This window comes from Microbacterium sp. ANT_H45B, from assembly GCF_008369345.1.
In the GTDB taxonomy this organism is placed as follows: Bacteria; Actinomycetota; Actinomycetes; order Actinomycetales; family Microbacteriaceae; genus Microbacterium.
Window position 1 is genome coordinate 1,253,934 of sequence record NZ_VOBK01000001.1, and the last position, 25,381, is coordinate 1,279,314.

The window sequence follows — 25,381 nt, forward strand, 5'->3', positions numbered from 1 at the left end:
GGCGTCGGCTCACGCGTCGCGGGTGCGCAGCACGGTCCAGGCGGCGAGCATCCCCGCGACGACCCATGCGGCCAGCGTCAGATACGCGACCGGGCCTTCGAGGGCGGCGTTCTCCGGCAGGATGGCGCTCTGCGCCGCCGCTACGGGCAGGTAGTTCGAGGCATCCGTCACCCAGGCCCAGGCCTCGCCCGCCACGGCGAAGAAGCTCGCGACGATCGGCAGCACGAACAGCACTCCGACGGTGGCGGCGATCGCACCGGCGCCCGAACGCAGGAGGAAGCCGAACGCGACGCCGATCAGTGCGAACACCGACATGGCCAGCGACGAGACGACGATGGGCAGGATCGACGCGGCGGGGTCGGACCAGTCGATGCTCTGATCACGAGACGCGACGACGACCGACACCGCGACGGCGGCGGCGCCGAAGATCACCAGCGACGACACGAACATGAACACGCCGACGACGACGGCCTTGGCGGCCAGCATCGATCCGCGCTTCGGGTTCGCGGCCAGGGTCGACCGGATCATGCCGGTCGAGTACTCCCCGGTCACCGAGATCGCACCGAGGATGCCGGCGAGTAGCATCGTGAACTGGATCGGCATGACGACGGCCTGGATCGGCTCGAATCCCGGTAGGTCGATCGCCTGCGCGATGAGCACGGCGATGCCGATCGTGAGCAGGGCCGCGATGCCGATCGACCACCAGGTGGAGCGGAGCGTGGAGAGCTTGATCCACTCTCCGCGGATCGCCCGCACGAACGTGAGGCGGTGTGCGGACTCGACGCGCCGGGTGACGGGCGGGGCTGCCTGAACGGTCATGAGATCTCCTTGGTGCGGTACTCGACCGATTCGCCGGTGAGGGCGAGGTAGGCGTCTTCGAGCGAGCCCGTGGTCGGGGTGAGTTCGTGCAGGGGGATGCCGCGCTCCGCCGCGAGATCGCCGATGCGTGCGGCGGGCAGACCGACGATGTCGAGCACGTCGGGAGCGGCGCTCACGATCTCGACCGACGGGCCGCCGACGGCCGCTGCCAGATCGGTGGCGCGGGGGGTGCGGACCCGCACCGTGTTGGTCGTCCAGGCGCGCACCAGCTCCTCGAGCGGCGCATCGGCGAGCACCTTGCCCCGGCCCATCACGATCACGTGATCGGCGGTCTGCGCCATCTCGCTCATCAGGTGGCTGGAGAGCAGCACCGTGCGGCCCTCCGATGCCGCGTGGCGCACGAACTGGCGTACCCAGCGCACACCTTCGGGGTCGAGACCGTTCACCGGCTCGTCGAGGATGAGCGTGTGCGGGTCGCCGAGCAGCGCCGAGGCGATCCCGAGCCGCTGGCCCATGCCGAGCGAGAACTTGCCCGCGCGCTTGCGGGAGACGGGAGCGATGCCGGCGAGGTCGATGACCTCGTCGACGCGGGATGTGGGGATGCCGTGGGTGGCCGCCATCGCCCGCAGGTGATCGCGGGCACTGCGGCCGGTGTGCACGGCCTTCGCGTCGAGCAGCACGCCCACCTCGGTGAGCGGGGCCCGCAGCTTGCGGTACTCGCGTCCTGCGACGGTCGCGGTGCCCGAGGTCGGCCGGTCGAGGCCGACGATCAAGCGCATCGTCGTGGACTTCCCGGCGCCGTTCGGACCGAGGAACCCGGTGACCGTTCCCGGCTGCACCGTGAACGACACGTCCTGGACGGCGGTCTTGTCTCCGAATCTCTTCGTGAGGCCTTCTGCTGTGATCATGTCGTCGACGCTACCGAGCGCGACAGGGGGTGCGCGTCCTCCCGGGGTACCGATCCGTCGGCGAGCAGGGTCATCCTCACGGAGGATGCGGCCGTCAGGGGGCGGGCCTGCCGAAGAGCTGCGGATCGACGGGGCGCTGAGCCCTCGGGAGCTTCTCGACCACCAGCAGGTACGACTCGGTGACGAGCTCTCGCACCAGTTCCTCCTCGAGCGAACCGCCGCCGGCGACCAGCGTGATCCAGTGCTTCTTGTTCATGTGGTACCCGGGGACGATGTCCGCGAACGACTCTCGCAGAGCGACGGCGTCTTCGGGGTGGGACTTGAGCGTGACCCGCCCTGTGCCGTCGAGGGGCGCCAGCAGGAAGACCCTCCCTCGGACCTTGTAGACGTCCCACTCGGGGCCGAACGGGTTCTCACGCACGGAACCCGGCAGTTCGTCGGCGCGGGCCGCGGCGACGGCGATCAGCTGTGCGGGGTCCATGGCTCAGAACAGCCGATCCGTGCCTTTGTCGTCGCGGCGGGGTGCGACCCGCACCCGATGGTCGAGGGAGGCCGCGGCGAGCAGCGCCTCATCGAGGATCTCACCGCCCGGCTCAGCGGTGAGCCAGTCACCGCTCAGGGAGGCGGGGATCAGCAGCGGCATCCGGTCGTGCACATCGGCGAGATGATCGGGGGCGGGGCGCATCACGATCGAGTAGCAGGTGAACGACCGGCCGTCGGCCGTGCGCCCCTGCTGGGTCACCGCTGCCATGCCGAAGAGCGCGCCGTCGTCGAGCCCGAACTCGTGCCACACCCGTTCGGGCTTCTTCATCTCGTACCAGCTGGTCGCAGGCACCAGGGCTCGGTTCCTGAGGCCGCCCGGTCGCTCGCGCAGCCGCTCGGACCGGGTGTTGATGGAGGGGAACTTGGAGGGCTCGCCGCCGACGAGGAATCCCCACCACCCCGGTTCGAGGGTGGGAGCGCCCTCGGAGGGGACGACGATCGGGTTCAGATTGCGCAGGTTGCGGCCGGTCGGGCGCACCGTCTCCTGAGCGTTCTCCTCCGCCCACCCGCGGAGCCCGTCGAGCACAGCCTCGTCGGCGGCCGTCAGGAGCTCGGTGTCGGTGAATCGCGGATCCAGTCCATAACTCGCGCACATGCCGCCAGGGTACGCCCGGGCGCCGACATCCGGGTCGCGCGTCCGTTCCCGTCGATCCGCCCTCGGCTAGGGTCGACGGGTGACTCCGACCCGCAGCCTCCCCGCGCCCGTCGCACTCGGAGGAGCGGTGGCGATCGGCATCATGACGGCCGTCCAGGCGCGCATCAACGGCGTGCTCGGCCTTCGCCTCGACGACGGCATCGTCGCAGGGCTCATCTCGTTCGCCGTCGGTCTCGCCGCACTGATCGCCGTGATCGTCTGCATCCCGGCCGCACGACGGGGAGCGGGACGCCTGCGCGTCGGGATCCGCGACCGCACGATCCCGTTCTGGATGCTCCTCGGCGGGGCATGCGGAGCGCTGACCGTGTCGACGCAGGGGATCACCGCCGGGGTGCTCGGGGTCTCTCTGTTCACGGTGGGGGTGGTCGCGGGCCAGACGCTGCACGGCCTCGTGCTGGATCGCATCGGCTTCGGACCCGCCGGCGTCGTCGCCGTCACGCCAGGGCGCGTGGTCGGCGGACTGCTCGCGCTCGCCGCCGTGGGCATCTCGCTCAGCGGAGACGTGCTCGCCACGGCGCCGCTGTGGATGCTCCTGCTGCCCTTCGCCGCGGGGGTGGGCATCGCCTGGCAGGCCGCGACCAACGGCCGACTGGCGCAGCGGGTGCAGTCGCCGATCGCCGCGACGCTGATGAGCTTCGTCGCCGGCACGATCGCCCTGCTCGTCGCCGCCGGGATCAGCATCGCGTTCAGAGGGGTCCCGGCGGCGCCGCCCGCGGAGCCGTGGCTGTACCTGGGAGGATTCCTCGGTTCGGCTTACATCCTGCTGGGGGCGTTCATCGTCGCGCACACGGGGGTGCTGCTGATGGGATTGGGTTCGGTGCTCGGTCAGCTCACGGCCTCGGTGGTCATCGACCTGGTCTGGCCCGCGGCGTCGGGCCCCGCGCTCTGGCAGCTCATCGCCATGGTCGTCGTCGCCGTGGCGTCGGTCGTGGCCGCGCTGCCGCGACGACGACGGCGCTGAACTACGTCGTCGTGCTCTTCTCTTTCTTCGTGCTCTTGGGCATGCGGGTCACGAGAGCACGCGCATCGACCGGTTTGCGGCGGCCGGGCTTCTTGCCCGCGGGCTTGCCGCCGACGTAGAGCCAGCCGAGGAGCTCCTCGTTCTTGCCCACGCCGTGGGCCTTCGCGACCGCCTTGGAGCGCGTGTAGCGGCCGGTGCGCCAGAGCACCCCGTAGCCGGCCTCGTCGAGGAGCAGGCTCAGCACGTGCGCCACACCCGAGGCGACGGCCTCCTGCTCCCACCGCGGCACCTTCTCGCTCTTGCGGTAGCTGGCCACCACGGCGATCAGCAGCGGCGCGCGGAGCGGCTTCGACGACGGCGACCTGTCGCCCTCGGCCTTCGAGATCGCCGCGCCGAGGGTCTCGCGGTCGGCGCCGCGCAGCTCGATGAGCCGCCATGGACGCAGCGAGGAGTGGTCGGCGACGCGACCGGCGGCGGAGACGAGCCGCAGCAGCTCGTCGCGCGAGGGGGCCTCGTCGGTGACCTTCGACCAGGACTGCCGGGCGCGGACGGCGTCGAGCGCGCTCACGATGCGTCGGGAGTGAAGTTCAGGGCGATCGAGTTCATGCAGTAGCGGTCACCGGTCGGCGTGCCGAAGCCGTCGGGGAACACATGCCCGAGGTGCGAGCCGCAGTTCGCGCAGCGCACCTCGGTGCGCACCATGCCCAGAGTGGTGTCCTCGATGAGCTCCACCGCGTCGGGGCGGATCGACTCGTAGAAGCTCGGCCACCCGCATCCGGAGTCGAACTTGGTTCCGCTCTTGAACAGCTCGGCGTTGCAGGCGCCGCACGTGTAGAGGCCCGCGCGGCCCTCGTCGAGCAGCTCGCCCGTCCATGCGCGCTCGGTCGCTGCTCCACGCAGTACGGCGTACTGCTCCTCGCCGAGCTCGGTGCGCCACTCTTCTTCGGTCTTGTCCACGCTGTACGACATCGGTCCTCCTGGGGTCTGCTCCATTCTCTCGTGTTCCGCACCCCGTGGCGCCACGCGAGAATGGGAACATGACGGATGCCGTGCAGCTGCGCTATGCGCGCTTCGCCGAACAGGAGGCGCCGGGGCGCAGCGAGCTGTACGCCGAATGGGCGCACAGCGTCGCCGTGGATGCCGGGCTCGCGGCTATCCTCGCGCGCATCCCGGAGAACCGCCGGCAACCGCCGCTGGTGTTCGCGGTGACCCGAATGCTCGGCAGCGGCCTCGTGGGTCCCGAGGCGTGGCGCGACTTCGTGATCGCGCACGCCGACGCCGTCGTCGCCGAGTGCACCGCACGCCGGCTGCAGACGAACGAACCGCTCCGTCTCGCGCCGCTCCTTCCCGTGCTCACCGAGATCCAGGGCCCGATCGCCCTTCTCGAGGTGGGCGCGTCGGCCGGGCTCTGTCTGTACCCCGATCGCTACTCGTACCGCGTGGTCGACGCGCAGGGAGACCTGCGGGTCGCGCTGGATCCCGAGGACGGCCCGTCGACGGTCGTGCTGCAGAGCACGGTGGACGGGGCGCTCCCCGCTCTGGCGATGCCCGACATCGTCTGGCGTGCCGGGATCGATCTCGCACCCCTCGACGCCCGCGAGGACCTCGACCGGCGCTGGCTGCAGGGACTCGTGTGGCCGGGGGAGCAGGGCAGGGCCGAGCGGGTCGACGCCGCGCTGGACATCGCGGCCGCCGACCCGCCGCTGCTCGTCGCGGGTGATGCGGCCGTGCGCATAGACGCGCTCGCCGCGGACGCACCGCGCGACGCCACCCTGGTGATCACCACGCCCGGCGTGCTGGTGCACATCCCGCGTGACGCGCGCACGGAGCTGATCGCGCGCATCCGCGCGCTCGAGGCGCGCTGGATCACGATCGACCCGCCGGGACTCCTCGACGTGTGGGAGCCCGCCGTCGACGCGGCGGACTGGTCCGGATTCGTCGTCGCCCTCGACGGACGGGTCCGGGCGGCGGCCGATCCGCTCGGCCGATGGTGGGAGTGGCGTGCAGGCGGGGGCGCCTCGGCGACCTAATCTGGTCCCATGCTGGGAGAGCTGAGTGAGCGGGATCGGGCGATCCTCGCGTTGGAGACCGCGTGGCCGCGACACGGCGGCGCGAAGGAGGAGACGATCCGCACCCAGCTGGGCATGAGCGCGGCGCGCTACTACCAGCTCCTCGGTCGGCTGATCGACTCGGATGCGGCCCTGGAGTACGATCCGATGCTCGTGCGCCGCCTGCGGCGGATCCGCGATTCGCGCTCCTTCCGGCGGGCGAGCAGGGCCCCCGGATTCGTCGGCTGACCGCTCCGGATCTCCGTGTCGCGGCGCCACGATGCGGCGTCGCGCGCGTGTGCCGTTAGCATCGAGGGGTGTCAAAGCCCTCGCGAGATCGATTCGACGATGTCCCCCGCTCGTCCGGACGTGTCGGAGCGCATCGCGCCGAAGCGCCGGGGATGAACGGCTGGGTCGTCCTGCTGTGGTCCTTCGTGGCGGCGCTCGTGCTCATCATCGGCGGCATCTTCGGCTCGCTCCTGGTGATGGGACGCATCAGCATCTTCCCCGAGGCGGTGCCGACCTCCACGCCCACTCCCGTCGAGACCGGCGTCGTCGACGTCGCCTACTCCGTCATGATCCTCAACGCCTCGCCCGATGACGGGCTCGACGATCAGATGCGCGAACTGCTGATCAACACCGGCTGGGCGGCCGACATCGTCTTCGCGACCGACAGCGCGAGCCAGGACTTCGCGACGACGACCGTCTATTACGTCGCCGACGGCGACGAGCTCGCCGCCATCGGACTCGCGAACCTCATCGGCGGCGCCGCGGTCGAGCAGAGCGATTTCTACGCCGATCTCAACGACACGGGCGGATCTCAGCTCACGGTCGTCATCGGGGTGGACCGTTCCTCGGCGGCGCCCGAGACCCCCGCCGAGACCCCCGCTCCGTAGAGCTCGGATCCGTCCCTCCGCGCGGCTTGCACTCGATGGGGTCGAGTGCCAGAATGGCGTTAGCACTCTCTCACTCTGAGTGCTAAAACCCAACGTCTACGTCCAGGAGGGACGAAAAAACTCATGGCAAAGATCATTGCTTTCGATGAGGAGGCCCGCCGCGGCCTCGAGCGCGGCCTCAACATCCTCGCCGACGCGGTCAAGGTGACCCTCGGCCCGCGCGGTCGCAACGTCGTCCTCGAGAAGAAGTGGGGCGCCCCCACGATCACCAACGACGGCGTCTCCATCGCCAAGGAGATCGAGCTCGACGACCCGTACGAGAAGATCGGTGCGGAGCTCGTCAAGGAGGTCGCCAAGAAGACCGACGACGTCGCGGGTGACGGAACCACCACCGCCACGGTGCTCGCCCAGGCGCTCGTCCGCGAGGGCCTGCGCAACGTCGCCGCCGGCGCCGACCCGATCTCGCTCAAGCGCGGTATCGAGAAGGCCGTCGCCGCGATCACCGCGGAGCTCCTCGCCAGCGCGAAGGAGATCGACTCCAAGGAGCAGATCGCCGCCACCGCGTCGATCTCCGCCGCCGACCCCGCGATCGGCGAGCTCATCGCCGAGGCGATCGACAAGGTCGGCAAGGAGGGTGTCGTCACCGTCGAGGAGTCGCAGACCTTCGGCACCGAGCTCGAGCTCACCGAGGGTATGCGCTTCGACAAGGGCTACCTGAACCCGTACTTCGTGACGGACCCGGAGCGCCAGGAGGCGGTCTTCGAAGACGCCTACATCCTCATCGCGAACCAGAAGATCTCGAACATCAAGGACCTTCTGCCCATCGTCGACAAGGTGATCCAGGACGGCAAGGAGCTCGTCATCATCGCCGAGGACGTCGAGGGAGAGGCTCTCGCCACCCTCGTCCTGAACAAGCTCAAGGGCATCTTCAAGTCGGTCGCCGTCAAGGCTCCCGGCTTCGGCGACCGTCGCAAGGCGCAGCTGCAGGACATCGCGATCCTCACCGGTGCGCAGGTCATCACCGAAGAGGTCGGCCTCAAGCTCGAGAACGCCACGCTCGACCTGCTGGGTCGCGCTCGCAAGGTCATCGTCACCAAGGACGAGACCACCATCGTCGAGGGCGCCGGAGAGGCAGACCAGATCGAGGGTCGCGTCACGCAGATCCGTCGTGAGATCGACAACACCGACAGCGACTACGACCGCGAGAAGCTGCAGGAGCGTCTCGCGAAGCTCGCCGGTGGCGTCGCCGTCATCAAGGCCGGAGCTGCGACCGAGGTCGAGCTCAAGGAGCGCAAGCACCGCATCGAGGACGCCGTGCGCAACGCGAAGGCAGCCGTCGAGGAGGGCATCGTCCCCGGTGGTGGCGTCGCGCTGATCCAGTCGGGCACCAAGGCGCTCGCCGGTCTGTCGCTCTCGGGCGACGAGGCGACCGGTGCGAACATCGTTCGCGTCGCGATCGAGGCCCCGCTGAAGCAGATCGCGCTGAACGCGGGCCTCGAGCCCGGTGTCGTCGCGAACAAGGTCTCCGAGCTCGAGGCGGGCTTCGGCCTGAACGCCGCGACCGGCGAGTACGTCGACCTGTTCGCAGCCGGCATCATCGACCCTGCCAAGGTGACCCGTTCGGCGCTGCAGAACGCCGCATCGATCGCGGCACTCTTCCTCACCACCGAGGTCGTCGTGGCCGACAAGCCCGAGAAGTCCCCCGCTCCCATGGGTGACCCGTCGGGTGGCATGGACTTCTGATCCATCCGCACTGACAGAGACGCCCCGACCTCACGGTCGGGGCGTTTCTGCGTGACGGGGGTGCGACCCACGACCGCCGGGGTGGTCGGATCTCAGCGGAACAGGCTGGCCGAGTACTGGTCGGCGTCCGCATACTGTGTGGCGGCGCTGCCGAGCGAATGACCGATCGACTCGAGCGCCTGCTCGACGTGCAGCTGCGCGCCGCGCCACTGATCGGCGCAGGACTGGAAGGCCGCTGACGCGGTGCCGACCCAGCTGGTCTGCAGCTGGGAGAGCTGCGACATCAGCACGGCGGACTCGCTCTGCACCCGCTGCATGGTGGCCATGGCGGCGCTCTGGGCCGCACCTACGGCTTCGGTGTCGACGGTGAAGACGGACATGGGAACTCCTCTCGTTGGGTCTCCGACGATAGGTGTGTTCGCGAGCCGGGCACGGGCCTGCGCGGGGCTGCCCACGTGCGCGGTGCAGAAGATGGCCCAGCGCCGCTCCGTGCAGGAGAGTCGCGCCCCGCTCAGAGGTCGAGGGGCTCGAGGGGCTGCGTGTCCTCCAGCAGGTGGGCCGGGGTGGCACGGGAGGGGGCGAGCGGCAGGGTGACGGTGAACGTCGCGCCGCCGCCGGGGGTCTCCGACACCGACACGCTGCCGTGCAGCGCCTTGACGATCGACGAGACGATGGCGAGACCGAGACCCGAGCCGCCGGTCTCGCGTGCCCGCGACGTGTCGGCGCGCCAGAACCGCTCGAAGATCTGCTCGCGGATCTGCGGGGGGATGCCCTCGCCGTGATCGACGATCGAGATGCTGCCGGTGCCGCGCACGCGGTCGGCATCGACGACCAGCTCGATCGGGCTCTCTTCGGGCGAGAAGCGGCGCGCGTTGCCCAGCAGGTTGGTCACCACCTGACGGACCTTGTTCTCCTCGCCGAGGACGATCGGGGGCGTACGGACGGGGATGTCCGCCGCCTCCGTGAAGTCGATCCCCGGCACCTCGACGCTCGCGGCACGCGGACGTCGGCGCAGGCGGGCGAGCGTGCCGCGGGAGAGCCCGCGCGGCGTCGGCAGGGGCGGGGGCGTCACGGGGGTGGAGCGCGTGGTCACGTCGATCAACGGCGCTTCGACGGTGCGGTCCACGACCGTCACGGTGCGCGCCGGTGCGGCGGCTCGCAGGTCGAGGGCGGCATCCCGGGCGATGGGGCGGAGATCGAGCGGCTCGATCTCGGGCTCGCGCTCCTCGTCGAGGCGTGCGAGAGCGAGGAGATCCTCGACGAGCACGCCCATCCGGATCGCCTCCTTCTCGATCCGCTCCATGGCACGAGCGGTGTCCTCTTCGCCGGTGATCGCGCCCATCCGGTACAGCTCGGCATAGCCGCGCACGCTCACCAGCGGCGTGCGCAGCTCATGGCTGGCGTCGCCGATGAAGCGGCGCATGTGGCGCACGGTGCGGTCGCGCTGCGCGAGAGACCCGTCGACGCGGTCGAGCATGGTGTTGATCGCGCTGTTCAGGCGTCCGACCTCGGTCGTGGGTTCGAGGTCGGTGAGGCGTTGGCTGAAGTCGCCGGCGGCGATCGACATGGCCGTCGACTCCACCTGCCCCAGTCGGCGGAAGGTCAGGGTGACCAGCCCGCGGGTGAGCAGAGCGGCGAGGAAGATCGTCACGAACGCGACCGTGATGTAGATGCCGAAGTACTGACCGATGATGCGGTCCGCGTACTCGAGCGGCATGGCGACGATCTGGATCCTCAGCGACCCGTCGCCCTCGCCGGGCACGCGCGCGACGGCGGCGCGATAGCTCGCCCCCTTCGTGCCCTCCAGCGTGAAGCGCGTGTCCTCGTTGGCCTGCACATCGAGGGGGGAGTACGACGAGGGGAACAGCGGAGCGCCGTTCGCGGAGCTGGAGCTTCCCGTCGTGATCTGCAGCACGCCCTCGGCGTCGTATATCGCGACGAAGAAGTCGCGGGGGGAGTCACTGGGCGTGTAGACCGTCCTGCCGTCTTCGACGCTGACCTCGAAGTACCGGTTCGCGAGATCGGCGGACACGAGCGCGGGCAGCTGCGAGTCGATGTTGTCGACCAGCGAGTTGCGCAGGATCGGGACGGTGCCGATACCCGCGGCCAGCAGGCCCAGCGCGAGCACCGCGACGGTGACACCGGTGACCTTGGCCCGCAGGCTGATCGACCGCCACCAGCGGGTGATCGCATCGGGCTTGTGCGCCATGCGGTCGGTCCTCCCTGGAAGCGGATGCGGTGCGGCGTCAGCGGATGACGCGGAGCGGGACTACTTGCCGACCTTGAGCATGTAGCCGAACCCGCGCTTGGTCTGGATGACGGACTCCTCGGTGTACGGGTCGATCTTGCGGCGGAGGTAGGAGATGTAGCTCTCCACGATCCCCGCATCGCCGTTGAAGTCGTACTCCCAGACGTGGTCGAGGATCTGGGCCTTCGACAGCACGCGATTCGGGTTCAGCATCAGATAGCGCAGCAGCTTGAATTCGGTCGGGCTGAGCTCGATCGACTCCTTGCCGACGTGCACGTCGTGAGTGTCCTGATCCATCGACAGCTCTCCGGCGCGGATGATCGACTCCTCGTCGGCCTGCATCGTGCGGCGGAGGATCGCCTGCGCGCGCGCGACGATCTCGTCGAGGCTGAACGGCTTGGTGACGTAGTCGTCTCCGCCGGCGTTGAGGCCCTCGATCTTGTCGTCCGTGCCGTCCTTGGCGGTGAGGAACAGGATGGGTGCGGTGAAGCCGGCGCCACGCAGACGCTTCGTCACGCTGAACCCGTTCATGTCGGGGAGCATGACGTCGAGGATGATCAGGTCGGGCTCCTCCTCCAGTACGGCGGAGATGGTGGCGGCGCCGTTGGCGACCGTCTTCACCTGGAACCCGGCGAAGCTGAGACCTGTGGAGAGCAGGTCGCGGATGTTGGGCTCGTCGTCGACGACCAGGATGCGCGCATCAGTCATGACCCCATTATGGTGACTTCCGCCATGCGGATGCTGACTATCCGTCGGAGCGGCGCTTTCGCCCACCGCGTACCCGGCCGCCCTGACGGGCGCAGCGGGGGTCACGCGGCGATCGCGTCGGCATCCATGATCGTGTAGCTGTAGCCCTGTTCGGCGAGGAACCGCTGCCGGTTCTGGGCGTAGTCCTGGTCGATCGTGTCGCGGGCCACGAGCGTGTAGAAGCTCGCGGTGTGCCCGGACTGCTTCGGGCGCAGAAGACGACCGAGGCGCTGCGCCTCCTCCTGCCGGGACCCGAAGGACCCCGACACCTGGATGGCGACGGATGCCTCGGGCAGATCGATCGAGAAGTTCGCGACCTTCGAGACGACCAGCAGCGAGATCTCACCCTCGCGGAAGGCGCGGTAGAGCTCCTCGCGCTCGTCGACGGGGGTGGCTCCGGTGATCTGCGGGGCGTTCAGCGCCTGGGACAGCGAGTCGAGCTGGTCGAGGTACTGGCCGATCACCAGGATCCGTTCCCCGTCGTGCTTCGCGATGAGCTCGCGCACGGCATCGATCTTCGCCGGTGCCGAGGCCGCGAGGCGGTAGCGCTCGTCGTCGGTCGCCGCCGCGTACTCGAGCCGGTCGTCCGGCGGCAGATCCACGCGCACCTCGTAGCAGGCGGCGGGGGAGATGAACCCCTGGGCCTCGATCTGCTTCCACGGAGCGTCGAAGCGCTTGGGCCCGATCAGACTGAAGACGTCGCCCTCCCTGCCGTCCTCGCGCACGAGTGTGGCGGTCAGACCGATGCGTCGACGCGCCTGCAGATCGGCGGTGAGCTTGAACACCGGTGCGGGGAGCAGGTGCACCTCGTCGTACACGATGAGTCCCCAGTCCAGGGCGTCCAGCAGCGCGAGATGGGCGTACTCGCCCTTCCGCTTCGCCGTGAGGATCTGGTAGGTCGCGATCGTCACCGGCTTGACCTCCTTGGCCTGGCCGGAGTACTCGCCGATCTCCTCGGGCGTGAGACTGGTGCGCTTGAGCAGTTCGTCGCGCCACTGGCGCGCCGAGACCGTGTTGGTGACGAGGATGAGCGTGGTGGTCTTCGTGGCGGCCATCGCCCCCGCGCCGACGATCGTCTTTCCCGCGCCGCAGGGCAGCACCACGACGCCGGAGCCGTCCTTCGAGAACGCGTCGACCGCATCCTGCTGGTAGGGACGGATCGCCCAGCCGTCTTCGGCGAGCTCGATCTCATGCGGGGTTCCCGGGGTGTACCCGGCGAGGTCCTCGGCGGGCCAGCCGATCTTGAGCAGCTCCTGCTTGATCTGGCCGCGTGCCCACGCGTCGACCACGAAGGTGTCGGGGGAGGGATGCCCGATCAGCAGCGGCTGGATGCGCTTGTTGTTCGCCACCTGGGCGAGCACCGCGGGATCGGAGGAGCGGAGGATGAGGACGCCCTCGTCGTCGCGCTCGATGACCAGTCGGCCGTACCGGCCCACGGTCTCGCGCAGATCCACGGCGACGGACGGCGGCACGGGGAACCGCGACCAGCGGTCGAGCGTCGCGAGCATGTCCTCGGCGGTGTGGCCGGCGGCGCGCGCGTTCCAGAGCCCGAGGCGGGTGATCCGGTACGTGTGGATGTGCTCGGGCGCGCGCTCGAGCTCGGCGAAGATCGCCAGCTCGTGGCGGGCGCTCTCGGCATCCGAGTGGGCGACTTCGAGCAGCACGGTGCGATCGCTCTGGACGATCAGGGGGCCATCAGACATAGCTGTCCAGTTTACTGCTCGATGATCGTGGCGGCTCGGATGCTCGACACCGGCAGGGTGCGCTCGACGTCCGCCGCACGGTCCCTGCCGCGCAGGCGACCACCGCCGAGTCCCGTCGCCTCGAGCACGAGGTCTCGTGTCGAGCCGTCCGGCATGCCGACGCTCACCCGCAGCACCGCCCGCGCGCGCACTGCCGCATCGAGTTCGCGGTCGAGCCATGCGGCATCCGCATCCGGTCCCTCGTGCGATCGGAGCGCCTGGAGGAGGGGGCCGTAGTCCGGTGTCGTCGGGGCCGGCGCCGGCGGTGCTGGATGGCGTTCTCCGGTGATCGCCGTGCCGGCTTCATCGACGAGGGTCGCCGGGTAACGGGCATCCGTCAGTGCCCAGTAGACGGTGTCGCGCCCGACGCGCGTGGAGAGGGACGCGCCCTCGCGCGTCAGGGCGAGCGCGCGGAGACCCTGGTCGACCGACATGGCCTCGATGAGGTGCTGATCGCTGCTGTCGATGCGCGTCCTGCCGGTACCCGGCTCGACCGAGACCCGCACGAGACCGTGTCTCTGCGCGGTCTGGGTCACGAGGTAGCGGAGCGGCTGCGGGATCCCCGTGAGCGAGAGAGACTCGAGGAACTCGAGGATCGTCTGCTCCGTCTCGCCGAGCACGAGCGCGTGGGCGATCGACTCCGGGGTGAACCGATACGTCGACGCCTGCGCCGCCGACTCGCGTGTCGCCAGGGTGCGCAGGCGCACATCCAGCGCCGGTGCGAGCGGACCGGGGGAGATGGCGCTCAGATCGTTCTGGAGGAAGATGCGATCCACCTCGGCCGGCAGCAGCGCGGTGAGAGCGCTCGCGTCGATGTCGCCCCCGTTCCGCAGCGCCGTCGCCCAGGCGGTCTCGCCGTCGTCGTCGGTGAGCAGGCCGAGAAGGCGGGCGCGCTGGAGGAGCGCGCTGCTGCGCTCCGGCCAGGCGGCGTCCCAGGGCTGCGCCAGGGGCCACGATGCGGCGGGCGACCAGCCCCCGCGTTCGGTGCGCACGCCGCGCGGCAGCGAGTCGCGGAATCCGCGTACGAGCGTGCTCCAGCGATCTCCGACCGAGGAGCGCAGCCACGCCTCGGCCGCCGTCGTGATCCGCAGCTGTCGGTCGACCTGGACGACGAGCGCCGCGTCCGTCACGATCGCGATGAGGGCGTCGATCGATTCGGGCGCCATGCCCGCGTCGCTCAGCATCCGCTTCTCGCCGGCGCTGATGGTGCCCCCGGCGAGCAGGGCGAACGGTCGGTCGCGGGCCAGCAGGAGGATGTCGGCGAGTGCCGACACCGTGGTGAATGCCCGCTCGGCGGCGTGGGCGGTGGCGGCCTCGTCAGCGGTGCGCGGCTCGACCGCGTCGACGGGCTCCGGCACGGTGCGCTCGGCCACGGCAGCCGAGACCGGAGGGAAGGGTGAACCGTCCGGGCGGAGCAGCGCGAGCGCTCGCAGCGTGTCGGCCGACGGCCCGCTCACCCGCGCGTCGTCGGATGTCGCGGCGGCGAGCAGGTCGGCGGCTTCCGAGTGCGTCAGCGCGGGAAGGACGCGGGTCACCGAGGCTGTGTCGAGGAGGGCCTCCGCGGCGTCGAAGAAGTCCTGCCATCCCGCGTCCGGTCGCACACGCCGCGCGGCGAAGAGGGTGGCGAGCTCCGCGTCGCTCGCCGCGGAGAGCCATTCGGCCAGCGGGCGTGCGTGCGTGCTCATGCCGGAGTCCTCAGGGCCGCGACGTCGCGCGACCCTTGCGGATGAAGCTCATGACGAGCAGCGCGATGATCATCAGGAAGGCGGCGGGAAGGCCCCAATACGGGATCGCGGCGACGAACGGCCAGGCTCCCGCTCCGAAGTCCTCCTGCTGCATCCCGACGGCGGTGCCGATGATGATCGCGAAGAAGCAGATGATCGAGGCCGCCGCGAGTCCGAGCGCCGTGAACGCGAGAATGCGATCCACGCGGCGAACGGGAGGCTCGAGGTCGGGACTCTGGGTGCTCATCCCTCTGAGCCTAGTCGCTGCGCGACCGCGCGGTTCCGCCCCGTGACCTACGGATTCCCTGCCGGGCGACCGGTAGGCTGGTGGTGGTCGCATCCACGCGTCCGATCCCAGCTCCACACCGACTCAGCGAGGTTTCTCCCATGCCCACCGGCAAGGTCAGGTTCTACGACGAAGACAAGGGTTTCGGCTTCATCGCCGCCGATGACGGCCAGGACGTCTTCCTGCACGCCTCGGCCATGCCGGCCGGCGCTGCGGTCAAGGCGGGGACGCGTGTCGAGTTCGGCGTCGCCGACGGCAAGCGCGGACTGCAGGCGCTGTCCGTGCGGGTGCTGGAAGCACCCCCGAGCCTCGCGAAGGCCAAGCGCAAGCCGGCCGACGACATGGCGATCATCGTCGAGGATCTCGTGAAGCTCCTCGACGGGATGGGCGGCGACCTGCGTCGCGGCCGTTACCCCTCGTCCGCCCACGGCCGCAAGATCGCGGCCGTCCTGCGCAAGGTAGCCGATGACCTCGAAGCCTGAGCCGGACGAGCGTCTTCTCGGCGCTCACGATCTCGCCCTGTCCGCACTGCACGAGATCACCCCGGCGTCGACCGTCGGCCCTGCCGCCGACTATCGGGCGGAGGACGACGGATCCGTGTCGCTGCGCTTCCAGAACCGCATGCCCGGCTACCCCGGGTGGTACTGGACGGTCACGGTCGCGCGCGTCGAGGACGCGGAGCCGACGGTGCTCGAGCTCGAGCTGCTGCCGGGCGACGGTGCGCTGCTCGCTCCGGAGTGGGTGCCGTGGGCCGAGCGTCTCGCCGACTACCGTGCGCATCAGGTCGAGCTCGCCGCGCAGGCGGCCGCGACCGAAGAGGGCGATGCGCTCGCCGTCGCCGACGAGGACGCCTCCGAGGGCGATGAGCGGGAAGACGACGAGCTCGAGGACGATGAGCTCGACGACGACGACGACGACGACGACGACGATGACGACGACGACGATGACGACCTCGATGACGATGACGATGACGATGACGACGACGACGATGACGATGATGACGACCTCGACGAGGATGACCTCGCGGCGGTGCCGCGCGAGTTGCACGCGGGTGATCTCGACGGGGTCGATATCGACGAACTCGACGACTCCGCCGCGGACGACGAGTCGGACGACGACGAGTCCGAGGATGACGACGAGTCCGAGGAGTCCGAGGACGACGATTCCGATCCCGACGCCGATGAGGATGCCTCAGACGACGAGGAGTGACCTCCGGGAATGAGAAAGGGCCGCGTGCGAACGCGGCCCTTTCTCATCCCCCCGGGTGTCAGGCGCTCTGCTGCGCGAGGACGTGGTCGAGGCAGCGGGTGAGCTGACGGACGTCGTCCGGCTCGATCGAGACGAACGTCGCGACCCTGAGCTGGTTGCGGCCGAGTTTGCGGTACGGCTCGGTGTCGACGATCCCGTTGGCGCGCAATGTCTTGGCGACGGCGGCGGCGTCGACGCTGTCGTCGAAGTCGATCGTCACGACGACGGGAGAACGATGCGCGGCCTCCGCCACGAACGGCGTCGCGACAGCGGAGGATGCGGCCCAGTCGTAGAGGATGCCGGAGGATTCGGCCGTGCGTGCACCGGCCCAGGCGAGCCCTCCGTTCGACAGGATCCAGCTCAGCTGGCTGTCGAGCAGGTGCAGGGTCGTCAGCGCGGGCGTGTTCAGCGTCTGATTGAGGCGGGAGTTGTCGAGCGCGTTCTTCAGGCTGAGGAACTCGGGGATGTAGCGATCCGAAGCGGCGATGCGCTCGATGCGATCGATCGCCGCGGGCGAGACCGCGGCGAACCACAGTCCTCCGTCGGAGCCGAGGTTCTTCTGGGGGGCGAAGTAGTAGACGTCTGCCTGAGCGAGGTCGAAATCGATCCCGCCGGCGGCGCTCGTCGCATCGATCACCGTCAGCGCCCCCTCGGCGACGACGCGGTCGATCGGAGCGGAGACGCCGGTCGAGGTCTCGTTGTGCGGCCAGGCGTAGACGTCGACGCCGTCGACGATCTCGGCGGCCGTGCGGGAGCCCGGCTCGGCCTTGCGCACGTCCGGCGCGGCGAGCCACGGTGCGGCGGCGGCCGCGGCGAACTTGCCGCCGAACTCGCCGAACACCAGGTTCTGGCTGCGGTGCTCGATCAGGCCGAAGGCCGCGGCGTCCCAGAACGCCGTCGATCCGCCGTTGCCGACGATGATCTCGTAGCCGTCGGGGAGCGTGAAGAGCGCGGCGAGGTTCTCGCGGACGCTGCCGACGAGGTTCTTCACCGGTGCCTGGCGGTGCGAGGTGCCGAGCAGTGTCGGCCCCGCGGCGAGCAGCGCATCGAGCTGCTCGGTACGCACCTTCGAGGGGCCGCATCCGAAGCGGCCGTCAGCGGGCAGGAGGTCTCGGGGAATCTCGATCGCCATGCGTCGATTCTAGGGCGTGCCCGCGCCGTCGCCTCGCCGCGTGACGCCCCGATGTCCGCTCGGGAATGTAGGCTTGCCTAAGAAGACCCGGAGGGCCACATGACGGACTTGATCGACACCACGGAGATGTACCTCCGCACCATCCTCGAACTCGAGGAGGAGAACATCGTGCCGCTGCGCGCGCGCATCTCCGAGCGTCTCGGGCACTCGGGTCCGACCGTCTCGCAGACGGTCGGGCGCATGGAGCGCGACGGGCTCGTCGTGGTCTCGGAGGATCGCAGGCTGGAGCTCACCGACGCCGGGCGCCGCAAGGCGGTCGACGTCATGCGCAAGCACCGGCTCGCCGAGCGACTGCTGTCCGACGTCATCGGCCTCGATTGGGCTTACGTGCATGAAGAGGCCTGCCGCTGGGAGCACGTCATGAGCGAGCAGGTCGAGCGTCGACTCGTCGAGCTTCTCGGGCACCCCACCGAATCGCCGTACGGCAACCCGATCCCCGGTCTCGACCAGCTGGGCGACACCCCCGCCCGCACTTTCGACGAGGGCGTCATCGGGCTCGTGCAGAAGCTGAACGCCGCCGGTGCGCCGATCGAGGGCACGGTGCGGCGCCTCGCCGAGCCCGCGCAGGTCGACCCCGAGCTGCTCGAACAGCTCCGCGATGCGGGCGTCATGCCCGGCGCCAAGGGCGACTACCGCTTCAACGAGGGCTATGTGCTCATCCAGATGGAGGGCAAGGACGACGGCCTGGAGCTCCCCGTCGAGCTCGCCTCGCACATCTTCCTCGTCGGTGACCCGCTCTGATCCTCATCCTCCCGGTGTCGGATCCGCGTGATTCCGCCGCCCCGGTGATTGCCAGCTTCACGGGGTGACAGGATCGTTATCTTCCGGTAACCTCGGACGAGTCGTCGAAGAAGCCCGCTGACGACACCCGAGAGGATCCGCCTTCCAGGCTCGTCGACCTCTCGGTCAGACCGCACAAAGTACCCGAGATACGTTCGTGCCACGAGAGCAGAGTGCCGACGAGCCAGCGCCGACAGGCGTGCAGGCGCAGGAGGATTTAGTTTTGGCCACAGACATCGAAACGCCCGCGAAGACAACCGAAGATCGAGCAGTCGCCCGCCGCACCGGCGGCCGGGTGGACGCACGCAAGGTCGTCAAGCCCCTGCGTTCGATCGCCATCTTCGGGGCAGTGGGTGCTCTCGTTGCCGCTGTGGCGCTCCCCGCGTACGCCGCCTCCAAGCCGATCGAGGCTTCGGCGACCGTCCAGCAGATGGCCGCGGTCGACGCGCAGTCCCTGGTCGTCGCCTCGGACGCCACCGCGTCGTCGCTCGGACGGGGAACCTTCACGGCCACCACCCCTGACGAGATCGAGAAGAAGAAGGCGGAGGAGGCCGCAGCCGCACGGGCCGCAGCCGCCGCCTCGACCGCGTCGACGTCGGGCTCCGGAAACTACGACATCGGGAACTACTCCCTCGTGTCGCCCGGCTCCGGCGAGGTGCGCTACCCGCTTCCGCAGGGCTCCTACAACGTGAGCCGCACCGTCGGCGGCGCCCACCAGGGCGCGGACATGCTGGCTCCTGCGGGCACCCCGATCTATGCGGCCGCCGCCGGAGTCGTGCGTGCCTCGGCCGAGAGCATCGGCGGCTACGGCGTGGCCGTCATGCTCGACAGCGTCGTGGGCGGCCAGCGCGTGCAGACCACCTACGGGCACATGACCTACGGCTCGCGCCAGGTGCAGGCCGGCGAGACCGTCGTCGCCGGGCAGCTGATCGGATTCGTCGGAAGCACCGGGCGATCCACCGCGAACCACCTGCACTTCGAGGTGTGGGTCAACGGCGGTCTCATGGAGCCCATCGCCTGGCTCGGCGCGAACGCCGGCTGACCCCGGTCGTCTCGCCCTTCCGCGCGTCGTCACGGACACGCCTCTGAGCGTTCACCCCGGGTTCGACCCCGGTGTCCGCGGGATGGGTTAGCCTGAACCCGTTGTCGCATAGGCGGGAGAGGCAGATGGAGCGAATACCGAGCATCCGAACCATGGATGCCCTCGGTCGTCACGTCCTCCTGCATCGTCCGCAGGGACGTAACGGTCTTGCTGTGTGCAAAAGGCGCTGTCTGTAGACAGCGCCTTTTCTCATCCCTGCGAACGCTTCCGCCCTGCGCGGCTTCGTGTGAGTCGAGAGTGCCGGGAAGCCGTCCCGGCGGATCGAGAGGATGACGATGCGCACACTGGTACTGAACGCAGGATACGAACCGCTCGCGATCGTGTCGTTCAAGAGAGCACTGGTCCTGGTCATGAACGACAAGGCCACCGTGATCGAACGCGTGGAGGGCGACCCGGTCTGGGGCAGCCACGGCGTCTACGATCGCCCGGCCGTCATCATCCTCTCCCGGTACGTGCGCATCCCGTCCAGCAGGCGCGTGCCCGTCACCCGCCGCGGTGTGCTCCGTCGGGACAACCACCGCTGCGGCTACTGCGGCAAAGCGGCGTCGACGATCGATCACGTGATGCCCCGATCCCGTGGGGGCGCCGACTCCTGGGAGAACCTCGTCGCCTGCTGTCTCCGATGCAACAACATCAAGAGCGACCGCACACCGCAGGAGATGCGGTGGGAGCTGCGCTTCGCTCCCCGGCCTCCCCACGGCTCCGCCTGGACCGTCCGCGGCACCGAGCGAGGCGACCCCCGATGGGAGCCGTATCTGGCTCTGGCCGCCTGAGCGAGGGCGGGGGTTCCTCTAGAATGGAATCCTCGCCCCCGTAGCTCAGCAGGATAGAGCAGCCCTCTCCTAAAGGGCAGGTCGCTGGTTCGAATCCAGTCGAGGGCACCCTTCTCGCTCACTGCTCGCGCGTCCGCTCAGGGATGCGGCTCTCATCACCGCGTCGAAGTTCGCGTCCAGAACCGACGCAGCCCGCCCTGCGGTCCAGCGGGTGCCGTGGGCATCGCGATACTCGAGCAGCGTGAGAGCATCCGCCGTGCTTCCCGCTCCGAGGCTCGTCTGATGAAGCGAGAGGACCTCGAGGGTGATGCCTGAGTCGACGAGAGCGGACACGAGGCTCTCGACGGGCCCGGCGCCGACCCCTCGATGGGTGCGCTCTGCCGAGTCCGACCGCAGAGTGACGTGCACCGGGGAGCCGTCCAGCCGATAGTTCGTCAGCGTCGGCACATCGCTCGCAGGTGCAGACAGGTAGGTGTGCGCGAACAGGGCCCACAGGTCCGTCGCCGTCAGCTCATCGCCGACACTGTCGGCATGCGCCTGAACCGTCTTCGCGAACTCGATCTGGAGTCGCCGTGGCAGCTCGATCCCGAACTCCTTCTCGAGCAGATAGGCGATACCGCCCTTGCCCGATTGCGAGTTGACCCTGATGACAGCGTCGTAGTTGCGACCGAGGTCGGCGGGGTCGATCGGCAGGTAGGGGACGAGCCACCGTTGTTCGCGAGCATCCGCGCCTGAGGCGCCGGCGCGGGAGCGATGCTCGGCGAGCCCCTTCCGGATCGCATCCTGATGGGTGCCGCTGAACGCGGTGTGCACGAGGTCGCCGACGTAGGGATGCCGTGGATGCACCTCGATGCCGTTGCAGTGCTCGACGGTGCGTCGGATCTCGTCGATGTCCGAGAAGTCGATCATCGGATCCACTCCCTGCGCGTGAAGATTGAGGGCGAGGGTCGCGAGGTCGACGTTGCCGGTGCGCTCGCCGTTGCCGAAGACGCATCCTTCCACACGCTCCGCCCCCGCGAGCACCGCGAGCTCGGCGCAGGCGACCCCGGTGCCGCGGTCGTTGTGAGGGTGGACGGAGAGGATCACTCCTTCTCTCCTGGCGAGGTTGCGGTGCATGTACTCGATCTGGTCGGCGTACACGTTCGGCGTCGCGACTTCGACGGTCGCGGGCAGGTTCAGGATCACCGGGCGCTCGGGTGTCGCATCCCAGAGCGTGGTCACGGCGTCGCACAGGTCGAGCACGTAGTCGGGTTCGGTGAGGTTGAAGACCTCGGGCGAGAACTGGAAGCGCACATCGGGGAGTCCGTCGGTGAGATCGAGCACATCCTGCCCCGCTCTCAGGATCAGGTCCTTCAGCTCGGTGCGGGTGCGACCGAGCACGGTGTCCCGCCAGGTGGGGGCGGTGGCCGTGTAGACGTGGATGACGACCGGGTTGCGGATGCCGCGTACCGACTCCACCGTGCGTTCGATCAGATCACGACGCGCAGCGGTGAAGACGACGATGGTGACGTCGTCCGGGGCGAGGTCCGACGAGGCGAGGAGCCTGACGAAGTCGTAGTCCGTCTGCGAGGCGGAGGGGTAGCCGACCTCGATCTCCTTGTAGCCCATCGTGACGAGGAGCTCGAAGAAGCGCCGTTTGCGCGCCGGATCCATGGGCTCGGCGAGCGCCTGGTTGCCGTCGCGGAGGTCCACCGGCACCCACAGCGGCGCGGCCGTCAGCTGGGCGGTCGGCCACTCGCGGTCGACGAGCGGCACGGTGACGCGGTCGAACACCGAGGCGTAGCGATGCGACGGCATCTGGGACCGGCGTTGGCGGTTCCATGACGGCGACGAGTCCGGCACCGGGCCGGCGGGGGTGGAGAGGGTGGGGAACAGTATGGACATCGGGAACTCCTCGGTGCGGGGGTGTGATGACCGGCGGCGCCGTGCACCCCACGACGGGGAGCCGGTCGGCTAGGTCCCGTCGTGGCGCAGAAGGAGGAGGTCGAGCGTCATGCACTCACCGTAGCAACTCCTCAGACAAGTTGACAAGTTAGGATCGACGCATGACTCGGATCGAACGCACGCCTCTTGCCGACCAGGCGTCGGACATCCTGATGGCGCGCATCGGCTCGGGAGAGTGGCAACTCGGACAGAAGCTCCCGGGGGAGACCACGCTCGCCGCGCAGCTGGGTGTCGGACGTTCGACGATCCGCGAGGCCATCCGTCAGCTGGCAGGACGGGGAATGCTGGCGACGCGTCAGGGGTCGGGAGTGTTCGTCACCGCGCTCGAGGCGCCCGGGGACTGGGATGCCGTGCTCCGCCGTGCCGACATCGTCGCGGTCATCGAGGCGCGCACGGCGATCGAGACCGAGGCTGCCGCTCTCGCTGCGTCGCGCCGCACGGCATCCGATCTCCGGCTCATCCGTCGAGCGCTCGTCGGTCGCCGAGCCCACCCCTCGGGGGTCGAGGCGCATGTCGATGCCGACACCGCGTTCCATCGCAGCATCGTCGCGGCCGCCCACAACCCGATCCTGCTCGAGCTGTTCGACGGCTTCACCCCGCGTATGCGGCAGGCGATGATCGAGATGCTCCGGCTGCGTGCGGACGACGGCGGTCGGGCCGATGACGACCGCCACGCCCTGCTCGCCGACGCCGTCGCGGCGCGCGACTCCGCACGGGCGGCCGCCGAGAGCCGCACCCATCTCGTCGACCTCGCGAAGACGCTCGGCTGACGGTCGTCATCGACCTCAGTCGCGACCGCTGCGCCACAGCTTCGACGGCCACCAGATCACTCGACCGAGGTCGTACGCGAGCGCCGGCACGAGCAGCGAGCGCACCACGAACGTGTCGAGCAGCACACCGAACGCGACGATGAACGCGAGCTGCGCGAGGAACAGGATCGGGATCACCGACAACGCCGCGAAGGTCGCAGCGAGCACGAGCCCCGCCGACGTGATCACGCCGCCCGTGATCGAGAGACCGCGGAGCACGCCCTCGCGCGTGCCGTGGGCGAGCGATTCCTCCCGCACCCGCGTCATGAGGAAGATGTTGTAGTCGATGCCCAGCGCGACGAGGAACACGAAACCGTAGAGCGGAACGGCGGGATCCGCCCCGGGGAAGTCGAACACGCCGTTGAACACCAGCGCGGACACCCCCATCGCGGTGCCGAAGGACAGCACCGTGGTGATGATGAGGAGCACGGGTGCGAGGACGGATCGCAGCAGGAGCATCAGGATGACCATGATCACCACGAGGATGACGGGGATGATCAGGTTGCGGTCGTGGATCGAGGCGTCGTTCGTGTCCACCGCGGTGGCTGTGACCCCGCCGACCAGCGCATCCAGATCGTCCAGCGAGGTGCGCAGCTCCCGCACCGTCGCGGCGGCGGCGTCGGAGTCCGCCGCGTCGGTCAGGGTGCCCTGCACCAGCACGTCGCCCGCGACGACGGTCGGCTCCGGCACCGCCGTGCCGGGAGGACCGACCGCCTGCAGGCCGTCCGCGGTGACGGGGGCCGAACCGCTCGGGGAGTCGGATGCGGCGACGGTCACGCCGTCGATGCCGTCGTCGGCCAGGAGCACATCGGCCGCGTCCTGGAGATCCTCCTCGGCGACGATGACGTACACCGGGCTGCCGGATCCGCCGGGGAAGTGCTCGCCGAGAGCGACCTGGCCGTCTCGGGCCTCCGAGCTTCCCAGCACGAGGTCGGACTGCGGGACACCGCTCGCGTTGAGCTGCAGGACCCCGGCGGCGCCGGCGACGAGGACGAGGGTGGTCGCGATCCAGATCACGCGGGGGCGCCTGGTGATCAGGTGCGAGAGCCGCGCCCACAGGCCGGTCGTGCGCATGCCGTGCTCCTCGGCGACGACCTCGGGCTCGAACGCCGGACGTCGAGGCCAGAACACCGCCCGGCCGAACAGCAGCAGCAGTGCCGGCAGCAGGGTGAGCGCAGCGAGCATCGCGAACACGATGCCGATCGCGGCCACCGGGCCGAGGGTGCTGTTGGACTTGAGGTCGCTCAGCAGCAGGCACAGGAGTCCCGCGATCACTGTGCCGCCCGAGGCGGCGATCGGCTCCACCGAGCCCTTCCAGGCTGCCAGCACAGCGGCTCCCTTGTCCTGCATCACCGGCAGCTCCTCGCGGAACCTGGCGACGAACAGCAGGGCGTAGTCGGTCGCCGCGCCGATCACGAGGATGAACAGAATGCCCTGGGTCTGCCCGCTGAGCAGCAAGACCTCGAACTTGGCCAGCCACCACACGACCAGAAGTGCCACGCAGAGCGCGAAGAGGCTCGTGGAGAGCACGACGAGCGGCAGCAGGAACGAGCGGTAGACCAGCACGAGGATCACCAGTACGGCGAGCAGCGCGACGCCGAGCAGCAGCCCGTCGATGCCGGCGAATCCGGCGACGAGGTCGGCGCTGAACCCGGCTGGGCCCGTGACGTACACGGTCACCCCGGCCGGTGCGGCCTCGCGGAGCTGGGCACCGAGCGCGTCGACCGCATCCGCGAGCTCCGCGTCGCCCTCGATCGGGATGAAGGCCTGCACGGCCCGTCCGTCGTCGGAGGTGAGGGCCGGCGAGACGTCCGCGCTCACGCCCTCGGTCGAGGGCGCGTCGGCGACGGCATCCGAGATCGTCTGCAGATCGGACTCCGACAGCTCGCCGTCGCCCACGAAGACGGCGATCGCGGGGATGGCGTCGCTGTCGGTGAACGCGCCCAGCAGCTTCTGCACCTGGGTCGCGTCGGCGGATTCCGGCAGATAGCTCGTCTGATCGTTCGAGGAGACCTCGTCGACCTTGCCGAACAGCGGCCCTCCGAGTCCCGCTCCGACCAGCCAGACCAGGATCAGTGCGACGGGGAGGAGGACGCGCACCCAGGAACGCCGCCGCGAACGCTCTCGGATCGGCGGGGTCGGCGCATGCTCAGGGCTGGACATCGGTTTCCTCTCGAGGACTGTGCGGGAGAGTCGGGCAAGGTACGGCGGGG

The 25,381-nt window shown here is 69.5% G+C and carries 26 protein-coding genes and 1 tRNA gene; 12 read left to right on the forward strand and 15 right to left on the reverse strand.

Annotated elements, in window-relative coordinates; all coding sequences use genetic code 11:
• Positions 1-9: 9 nt before the first annotated feature.
• The 4 genes from FQ142_RS06060 to FQ142_RS06075 form a co-directional block, all read right to left on the reverse strand.
• Positions 10-819 carry an ABC transporter permease gene (locus FQ142_RS06060; protein WP_149422594.1) on the reverse strand — a complete coding sequence of 270 codons (810 nt, stop codon included), beginning with the start codon at positions 817-819 and terminating at the stop codon, positions 10-12.
• Complete coding sequence (locus FQ142_RS06065; RefSeq protein WP_149422595.1) at positions 816-1,727, reverse strand: ABC transporter ATP-binding protein; 912 nt, start codon at positions 1,725-1,727, stop codon at positions 816-818. Before FQ142_RS06065 ends, FQ142_RS06060 begins: the two co-directional genes overlap by 4 nt.
• Positions 1,728-1,821: 94 nt before the next feature.
• Positions 1,822-2,208 (reverse strand): MmcQ/YjbR family DNA-binding protein, encoded by a 387-nt coding sequence (locus FQ142_RS06070; RefSeq protein WP_056420359.1) that lies wholly within the window; start codon positions 2,206-2,208, stop codon positions 1,822-1,824.
• A 3-nt stretch (positions 2,209-2,211) separates the two neighbouring features.
• Positions 2,212-2,865 (reverse strand): SOS response-associated peptidase family protein, encoded by a 654-nt coding sequence (locus FQ142_RS06075; protein ID WP_149422596.1) that lies wholly within the window; start codon positions 2,863-2,865, stop codon positions 2,212-2,214.
• A 79-nt stretch (positions 2,866-2,944) separates the two neighbouring features.
• Between FQ142_RS06075 and FQ142_RS06080 the strand changes: the two genes are divergently transcribed.
• A complete protein-coding gene (locus tag FQ142_RS06080; RefSeq protein ID WP_262492065.1) occupies positions 2,945-3,886 on the forward strand; it encodes a DMT family transporter in 942 nt (313 codons plus the stop codon).
• A 1-nt stretch (position 3,887) separates the two neighbouring features.
• Here the strand turns inward: FQ142_RS06080 and FQ142_RS06085 are convergent, their stop codons facing one another.
• The gene (locus tag FQ142_RS06085) at positions 3,888-4,454 is read right to left on the reverse strand and encodes a nitroreductase family protein (protein WP_149422597.1); all 567 of its coding nucleotides are present in this window, start codon (positions 4,452-4,454) and stop codon (positions 3,888-3,890) included.
• The gene (gene msrB, locus FQ142_RS06090; RefSeq protein WP_056420373.1) at positions 4,451-4,855 is read right to left on the reverse strand and encodes a peptide-methionine (R)-S-oxide reductase MsrB; all 405 of its coding nucleotides are present in this window, start codon (positions 4,853-4,855) and stop codon (positions 4,451-4,453) included. Before msrB ends, FQ142_RS06085 begins: the two co-directional genes overlap by 4 nt.
• Before the next feature lie 68 nt (positions 4,856-4,923).
• Here msrB and FQ142_RS06095 point away from each other — a divergent pair, with 68 nt between their 5' ends.
• The 4 genes from FQ142_RS06095 to groL all read left to right on the forward strand — a co-directional run bounded on the left by FQ142_RS06095 (position 4,924) and on the right by groL (position 8,573).
• Positions 4,924-5,916 carry a DUF2332 domain-containing protein gene (locus tag FQ142_RS06095; RefSeq protein WP_149422598.1) on the forward strand — a complete coding sequence of 331 codons (993 nt, stop codon included), beginning with the start codon at positions 4,924-4,926 and terminating at the stop codon, positions 5,914-5,916.
• Between the two features lie 9 nt (positions 5,917-5,925).
• A complete protein-coding gene (locus FQ142_RS06100; RefSeq protein WP_056420378.1) occupies positions 5,926-6,183 on the forward strand; it encodes a DUF3263 domain-containing protein in 258 nt (85 codons plus the stop codon).
• A 68-nt stretch (positions 6,184-6,251) separates the two neighbouring features.
• A complete protein-coding gene (locus FQ142_RS06105) occupies positions 6,252-6,830 on the forward strand; it encodes a LytR C-terminal domain-containing protein (RefSeq protein ID WP_235564194.1) in 579 nt (192 codons plus the stop codon).
• Between the two features lie 123 nt (positions 6,831-6,953).
• On the forward strand, positions 6,954-8,573 hold the full coding sequence (groL, locus tag FQ142_RS06110; RefSeq protein ID WP_056420385.1) for a chaperonin GroEL: 1,620 nt from the start codon (positions 6,954-6,956) through the stop codon (positions 8,571-8,573).
• Between the two features lie 92 nt (positions 8,574-8,665).
• On the opposite strand, the gene FQ142_RS06115 is transcribed toward groL, so the two are convergent.
• The 6 genes from FQ142_RS06115 to FQ142_RS06140 all read right to left on the reverse strand — a co-directional run bounded on the left by FQ142_RS06115 (position 8,666) and on the right by FQ142_RS06140 (position 15,281).
• The gene (locus tag FQ142_RS06115; RefSeq protein ID WP_149422599.1) at positions 8,666-8,953 is read right to left on the reverse strand and encodes a WXG100 family type VII secretion target; all 288 of its coding nucleotides are present in this window, start codon (positions 8,951-8,953) and stop codon (positions 8,666-8,668) included.
• A gap of 131 nt (positions 8,954-9,084) precedes the next feature.
• Positions 9,085-10,782, reverse strand: a complete 1,698-nt coding sequence (locus tag FQ142_RS06120; protein WP_149422600.1) for a sensor histidine kinase — start codon at positions 10,780-10,782, stop codon at positions 9,085-9,087.
• A gap of 60 nt (positions 10,783-10,842) precedes the next feature.
• Positions 10,843-11,529, reverse strand: a complete 687-nt coding sequence (locus FQ142_RS06125; RefSeq protein WP_056420389.1) for a response regulator transcription factor — start codon at positions 11,527-11,529, stop codon at positions 10,843-10,845.
• Positions 11,530-11,630: 101 nt separating this feature from the next.
• The gene (locus FQ142_RS06130) at positions 11,631-13,271 is read right to left on the reverse strand and encodes a DNA repair helicase XPB (RefSeq protein ID WP_056420392.1); all 1,641 of its coding nucleotides are present in this window, start codon (positions 13,269-13,271) and stop codon (positions 11,631-11,633) included.
• 11 nt (positions 13,272-13,282) lie between these two features.
• Positions 13,283-14,995, reverse strand: a complete 1,713-nt coding sequence (locus FQ142_RS06135) for a helicase-associated domain-containing protein (protein ID WP_149422601.1) — start codon at positions 14,993-14,995, stop codon at positions 13,283-13,285.
• Between the two features lie 10 nt (positions 14,996-15,005).
• A complete protein-coding gene (locus FQ142_RS06140) occupies positions 15,006-15,281 on the reverse strand; it encodes a hypothetical protein (protein WP_056420398.1) in 276 nt (91 codons plus the stop codon).
• 140 nt (positions 15,282-15,421) lie between these two features.
• On the opposite strand from FQ142_RS06140, the gene FQ142_RS06145 reads away from it, so the two are divergent.
• Both FQ142_RS06145 and FQ142_RS06150 read left to right on the forward strand, forming a co-directional pair.
• Positions 15,422-15,802, forward strand: coding sequence for a cold-shock protein (locus tag FQ142_RS06145; RefSeq protein ID WP_056420401.1), 381 nt, complete (start codon positions 15,422-15,424; stop codon positions 15,800-15,802).
• On the forward strand, positions 15,786-16,529 hold the full coding sequence (locus tag FQ142_RS06150; RefSeq protein WP_149422602.1) for a DUF3027 domain-containing protein: 744 nt from the start codon (positions 15,786-15,788) through the stop codon (positions 16,527-16,529). The genes FQ142_RS06145 and FQ142_RS06150 overlap by 17 nt, the downstream gene beginning before the upstream one ends.
• Positions 16,530-16,587: 58 nt before the next feature.
• On the opposite strand, the gene serC is transcribed toward FQ142_RS06150, so the two are convergent.
• Entirely contained in the window at positions 16,588-17,700 is a 1,113-nt protein-coding gene (serC, locus tag FQ142_RS06155) for a phosphoserine transaminase (protein WP_149422603.1), read from the reverse strand.
• Between the two features lie 99 nt (positions 17,701-17,799).
• On the opposite strand from serC, the gene FQ142_RS06160 reads away from it, so the two are divergent.
• From FQ142_RS06160 to FQ142_RS06175, 4 genes are all read left to right on the forward strand, one after another.
• Positions 17,800-18,501 carry a metal-dependent transcriptional regulator gene (locus FQ142_RS06160; protein ID WP_149422604.1) on the forward strand — a complete coding sequence of 234 codons (702 nt, stop codon included), beginning with the start codon at positions 17,800-17,802 and terminating at the stop codon, positions 18,499-18,501.
• Between the two features lie 262 nt (positions 18,502-18,763).
• Entirely contained in the window at positions 18,764-19,582 is an 819-nt protein-coding gene (locus FQ142_RS06165; protein WP_082539487.1) for a M23 family metallopeptidase, read from the forward strand.
• 335 nt (positions 19,583-19,917) lie between these two features.
• Positions 19,918-20,415, forward strand: coding sequence for an HNH endonuclease (locus FQ142_RS06170; protein WP_045254360.1), 498 nt, complete (start codon positions 19,918-19,920; stop codon positions 20,413-20,415).
• Between the two features lie 34 nt (positions 20,416-20,449).
• A tRNA-Arg gene (locus FQ142_RS06175) sits at positions 20,450-20,523 on the forward strand.
• Here the strand turns inward: FQ142_RS06175 and FQ142_RS06180 are convergent.
• Positions 20,485-22,212 carry a 2-isopropylmalate synthase gene (locus tag FQ142_RS06180; RefSeq protein ID WP_262492075.1) on the reverse strand — a complete coding sequence of 576 codons (1,728 nt, stop codon included), beginning with the start codon at positions 22,210-22,212 and terminating at the stop codon, positions 20,485-20,487. The genes FQ142_RS06175 and FQ142_RS06180 overlap by 39 nt on opposite strands.
• A gap of 248 nt (positions 22,213-22,460) precedes the next feature.
• Between FQ142_RS06180 and FQ142_RS06185 the strand changes: the two genes are divergently transcribed.
• Positions 22,461-23,129, forward strand: coding sequence for a FadR/GntR family transcriptional regulator (locus tag FQ142_RS06185; protein ID WP_149422605.1), 669 nt, complete (start codon positions 22,461-22,463; stop codon positions 23,127-23,129).
• 15 nt (positions 23,130-23,144) lie between these two features.
• On the opposite strand, the gene FQ142_RS06190 is transcribed toward FQ142_RS06185, so the two are convergent.
• Positions 23,145-25,331 carry an MMPL family transporter gene (locus FQ142_RS06190; RefSeq protein WP_149422606.1) on the reverse strand — a complete coding sequence of 729 codons (2,187 nt, stop codon included), beginning with the start codon at positions 25,329-25,331 and terminating at the stop codon, positions 23,145-23,147.
• Positions 25,332-25,381: the final 50 nt, after the last annotated feature.